At 69.6% G+C, this 4,742-nt stretch carries 6 protein-coding genes; all 6 read right to left on the reverse strand.

Annotated elements, in window-relative coordinates:
- On the reverse strand, positions 1-499 hold a 499-nt coding region (locus tag AC1D15_RS18585), incomplete at its 3' end, for an HAD family hydrolase (RefSeq protein WP_477827145.1).
- On the reverse strand, positions 499-1,200 hold the full coding sequence (gene rpe / locus AC1D15_RS18590; RefSeq protein ID WP_477827146.1) for a ribulose-phosphate 3-epimerase: 702 nt from the start codon (positions 1,198-1,200) through the stop codon (positions 499-501). The genes rpe and AC1D15_RS18585, both read right to left, overlap by 1 nt.
- Positions 1,200-1,949 (reverse strand): HAD-IA family hydrolase, encoded by a 750-nt coding sequence (locus tag AC1D15_RS18595; RefSeq protein WP_477827147.1) that lies wholly within the window; start codon positions 1,947-1,949, stop codon positions 1,200-1,202. The genes rpe and AC1D15_RS18595 overlap by 1 nt, the downstream gene beginning before the upstream one ends.
- Positions 1,946-2,806: a CbbX protein gene (gene cbbX, locus AC1D15_RS18600; RefSeq protein WP_465112376.1), complete on the reverse strand. Its 861-nt coding sequence runs from the start codon at positions 2,804-2,806 to the stop codon at positions 1,946-1,948. The genes AC1D15_RS18595 and cbbX overlap by 4 nt, the downstream gene beginning before the upstream one ends.
- Positions 2,807-2,855: 49 nt before the next feature.
- Positions 2,856-3,290: a ribulose bisphosphate carboxylase small subunit gene (locus AC1D15_RS18605; RefSeq protein WP_465112190.1), complete on the reverse strand. Its 435-nt coding sequence runs from the start codon at positions 3,288-3,290 to the stop codon at positions 2,856-2,858.
- 25 nt (positions 3,291-3,315) lie between these two features.
- The coding region (locus AC1D15_RS18610; protein ID WP_477827148.1) for a form I ribulose bisphosphate carboxylase large subunit at positions 3,316-4,742 on the reverse strand (1,427 nt) is incomplete at its 5' end.

Here is a 4,742-nt window from a genome sequence, read left to right on the forward strand (position 1 = left end):
TCAGCACGCTGGCCGCCGAGACGCCGAAGCGGCGCGCCGCCTGCTGGATCAGCAGCGGCGCCGGCTTGCGCTGCGCCGGCGCATCGGCGCCGTGCACCTGCGCGAAATGCCCCAGCAGCCCGGCGGCGTCCAGCACCGCGCGCGCCAGCGGCGTCGGCTTGTTCGTCACCACCGCCATCGGGTAGCGCCCGCCCAGCCGGGCCAGCAGCGCGTCGATGCCCGGATAAGCGGCCCCCTGCGCCGATGGCGTGTCCAGCGTGGCGGCGTCGAAGCGCAGGCGCAAGCGGGCCGCGAGCACCGGCAGGTCGTGCAGCCCGCAGGCCTCGAGCGCGCGCACGATCAGCGCGTCGGGCCCGTCACCGATCCAGCCGCGCACGGTGGCCACGTCGAACGGCGGCAACGCCGCCTCTGCCAGTGCGGCGTTCAGCGCCAGCGCGATGCCGGCGGCGCTGTCGACCAGCGTGCCGTCGAGGTCGAAGCAGAGGGCGGCGACCCGCATCACGCGCTTTCGGCGAGATCGCGGCGCTGCGCGTTGACGCACAGCGCGGCGATCGCCTTCGGGTAGTCGCCGCCGCTGAACACCGCCGAGCCGGCCACCAGCGTGTCGGCGCCGGCGGCCACCACGCGAGCGATGTTCTTCGCGTTGATGCCGCCGTCGACTTCGAGCCAGACCTCGCGCCCGCTCGCGTCGATGCGCCGCCGCGCGGCCTCGATCTTCGGCAGCACGCCCTCGATGAAGGCCTGGCCGCCGAAGCCCGGGTTGACGCTCATCAGCAGCACCAGGTCGAGCTGGTCGAGCACGTGGTCCAGCACGTTCAGCGGCGTCGCCGGGTTCAGCGCCAGGCCGGCCTTCACGCCGAACGACCGGATCAGCTGGACCGTGCGGTCGACGTGCTCGCTGGCCTGCGGATGGAACGAAATGATCGACGCGCCGGCCTGCGCGAACATCGGGATCAGCGCATCGACCGGCTTGACCATCAGGTGCACGTCRATCGGCACCGGCCGGTCGCCGCGCCGGCAGTACGGCGCGATCGCCTGGCACACCATCGGCCCGATCGTCAGGTTGGGCACGTAGTGGTTGTCCATCACGTCGACGTGGATCAGGTCGGCGCCGGCCGCGATGACGGCGCGAACCTCGTCGCCGAGGCGCGCGAAATCGGCCGACAACAGGCTGGGCGCGATGCGGATGGCAGGGTTCATCAGCGGCTCTCCTGGTACAGCGCCTGCACCGGCGACGCGGTGCGGGCCGGGCGCGCGATGCGGATCAGCTCGTCGAGACCGAGGCCGGCCAGGCTGGGCAGCACCAGGCCGGCGCCGCGGAAGTCGCTGTCCTGGGTCCAGAAGGTCGGCGTCACCAGCGTCCACAGGCCGGCGGCCGTGGCGGCACGCAGCCCGTGCGCCGAATCCTCGACGGCCAGCGCCTGCTCGGGCGGCAGGCCCAACGTGTCGAGCGCGAGCCGGTAGATGTCGGGCGCCGGCTTCTTCGCGCGCACCTGGTCGCCGCAGGCGATCACCGCGAACAGGTCGAGCCCGCGCGGGCCCAGCGTGGCGTTGAGCAGCGCGTTGATGTTGGCGGCGGTGGTGGTGCTCGCGATCGCCAGGTGGCAGCCCTGTGCCACCGCTTCGTTCAGCAGGCGCTCCACGCCGTCGCGCAGCGTGACGCCGCCTTCGCTCACCACCTCGCCATAGAAGCGCGTCTTGTCGGCATGCAGTTGCGGCACCAGGGCCAGCAGGCGCTGGCGTTCGGCCGTGCCGAGCGGCAGCGACGCGATGTACGACGCGATGCGCTCCTTGCCGCCCGGCACCTCGAGCAGCTGCCGGTATTCGGCACGGGTCCAGGTCCAGCCGAGCCGGTACTGCTCGAACACGCTGTTGAACGAGATGCGGTGCGCTTCCTCGGTGTCGGCCAGCGTGCCGTCGACGTCGAAGATCAAGGCTTCAATGCTCATGGTCTCGCTCCTGGGGTGGTGCCGGCGAAGACGCGGCTCGCGAGCACGTCTTCGGCCTGCAGGGTGCACAGTTGCTCGCGCGTCAATCGCCGCTCGGCGCCGAACAGCCGCGTCGCGTGGCGCAGCCGGATGCGGTCGAGCGCATTGCGGATCGAGCGTGCGTTGGCGAAATGCGGCTGCTGCCGGCGCAGGCTCAGGTAGCGGGCAAAGGCCGGCTCGGCCGCGTCGTCGAAGCGGTAGTTCAGCCGGGTCAGCATCAGCTGCGCGATCAGCATCAGCTCGGCCTCGCTGTAGTCGGGGAAGTCGATGTGGTGCGCGATGCGCGACGCCATGCCGGGGTTGCTGGCGAAGAAGGTCTCCATGCGGTCCTGGTAGCCGGCGAGGATCACCACCAGGTCGTCGCGCTGGTTCTCCATCACCTGCAGCAGGATCTCGATCGCCTCCTGCCCGTAGTCGCGCTCGTTCTCGGGCTTGTACAGGTAGTAGGCCTCGTCGATGAAGAGCACGCCGCCCATCGCCTTCTTCAGCACCTCGCGCGTCTTCGGCGCGGTGTGGCCGATGAACTGGCCGACCAGGTCGTCGCGCGTCACCGCCACCAGGTGGCCCTTGCGCACGTAGCCGAGCTGGCGCAGCACCTCGGCCATGCGCATCGCGACGGTGGTCTTGCCGGTGCCGGGGTTGCCGGTGAAGCACATGTGCAGCGAGGGCGGCTGCGACTGCAGCCCCTGCTCGGCGCGCAGTTTGTCGATCAGCAGCAGCGCGGCGATGTCGCGGATGCGGCCCTTCACCGGCGCGAGGCCGATCAGTTCGGCATCGAGCTGGTCGAGCATCGCGCGCGCGGCCGACGCTTCGGGCATCTCGCCGGGCGGCTGACACAGACTGTCGCGGTCCTCGTTCATGGCGCGGTCACTCCTGGCGCATTCCGTACCGTTCGCCCTCGGGCGAACGCTGCACGGCGTAACTTTCGATGCTGTAACGCAAGCTTCGGCCCTGCTCTTCGGTGCGGATCAGCCGGAAGCCCGGTTCCACCGCCGGCCGGTTGACGATGAAGGACAGCACCACCGACTCGGTGCCATGCGTCGAGTCGAACGCGGTCAGGCGGATGTAGTGGTCGGGGAAGGTCTTGCGGCACTGCCGGAGCTCCAGCATCACGCCGGCCGCGTCGGACACGTCGAACATCGGGTTGCCGAACATCTCCCAGAAGGTGTTGCGCGGATGCGGGTCGTCGGTGTATTCGATGCCGATGGCCCAGCCCTTGCCGAGGGCGTGGTCGATCTGGCGGACGACCTGCACGTCGCTGAGGTCGGGCAGGAAGGAGAAGGTGCCTTGGGTGATTCGCATGCGAGCTCTCCAGGGGTGTCGAGGATCAAGCCACGGCGAGGGTGGGCACGTAGTCGGAGCTGTCGGTGGGCGTGTAGTTGAAGCTGATCTCGCCCCAGGTATCGAGCGCCGCGCGCAGCGGGCCGCACCATTTCGCCGCCTCGGCCAGGATCGCCGGGCCTTCGTTCGCGATGTCGCGGCCCTCGTTGCGCGCCAGCACCATCGCCTCGAGCGCGACGCGGTTGGCGGTGGCGCCGGCCTGGATGCCCTGCGGGTGGCCGATGGTGCCGCCGCCGAACTGCAGCACCACGTCGTCGCCGAACAGGTCGAGCAGCTGGTGCATCTGGCCGGCGTGGATGCCGCCGGAGGCGACCGGCATCACCTTCTTCAGCGCGCCCCAGTCCTGCTCGAAGAAGATGCCGCGCGGCAAGTCGACCACGGTGTGGGTGTCGCGGCACACGTTGTAGTAGCCCTGCACCGTCATCGGATCGCCTTCGAGCTTGCCGACGGCGGTGCCGGCGTGGATGTGGTCGACGCCGGCCAGGCGCATCCACTTCGCGATCACGCGGAAGCTCACGCCGTGGTTCTTCTGGCGGGTGTAGGTGCCGTGGCCCGCGCGGTGCAGGTGCAGGATCATGTCGTTCTGCCGGCACCAGTGGCTCATCGACTGGATGGCGGTGTAGCCCACCACCAGGTCGACCATCAGGATCACCGAACCGAGCGACTTCGCGAACTCGGCGCGGCGGTACATCTCCTCCATCGTGCCGGCGGTCACGTTCAGGTAGCTGCCCTTGACCTCGCCGGTGGCGGCACTCGCCTTGTTGACGGCGTCCATCACGAACAGGAAGCGGTCGCGCCAGTGCATGAAGGGCTGCGAGTTGATGTTCTCGTCGTCCTTCATGAAGTCGAGGCCGCCGCGCAGGCCTTCGTAGACCACGCGGCCGTAGTTGCGCCCGGACAGCCCGAGCTTGGGCTTCGTGGTGGCGCCGAGCAGCGGCCGGCCGAACTTGTCGAGCCGCTCGCGCTCGACCACGATGCCGGTGGGCGGGCCGGCGAAGGTCTTCACGTAGGCCACCGGGAACTGCATGTCCTCGAGGCGCGCGGCCTTCAGCGGCTTGAAACTGAACACGTTGCCGATGATCGACGCGGCGACGTTGGTGATCGAGCCCTCCTCGAACAGGCTCAGGTCGTAGGCCACGTGGCAGAAGTACTGGCCGGGGTTGTTCGGCACCGGCTCGACACGGTAGGCCTTGGCGCGGTACATGTCGCAGGCGGTCAGGCGATCGGTCCAGACCACCGTCCAGGTGGCGGTGCTCGATTCGCCGGCCACCGCGGCGGCGGCCTCGATCGGGTCGACCCCGTCCTGCGGCGTGATGCGGAACAGCGCCAGGATGTCGGTCGCCTTCGGCACGTAGTCGGCGTTCCAGTAGCCCATCTGGGCGTACTTCAGTACGCCGGCCGAATAGCGTTTCC

Source organism: Rhizobacter sp. P2_H2, assembly GCF_056403375.1.

Coding starts and splice junctions, on each gene's coding strand:
- AC1D15_RS18595 (WP_477827147.1), bottom strand. CDS start 1,949: ATGAGCATTGAAGCCTTGATCTTCGACGTCGACGGCACGCTGGCCGAC.
- cbbX (WP_465112376.1), bottom strand. CDS start 2,806: ATGCCCGAAGCGTCGGCCGCGCGCGCGATGCTCGACCAGCTCGATGCC.
- AC1D15_RS18605 (WP_465112190.1), bottom strand. CDS start 3,290: ATGCGAATCACCCAAGGCACCTTCTCCTTCCTGCCCGACCTCAGCGAC.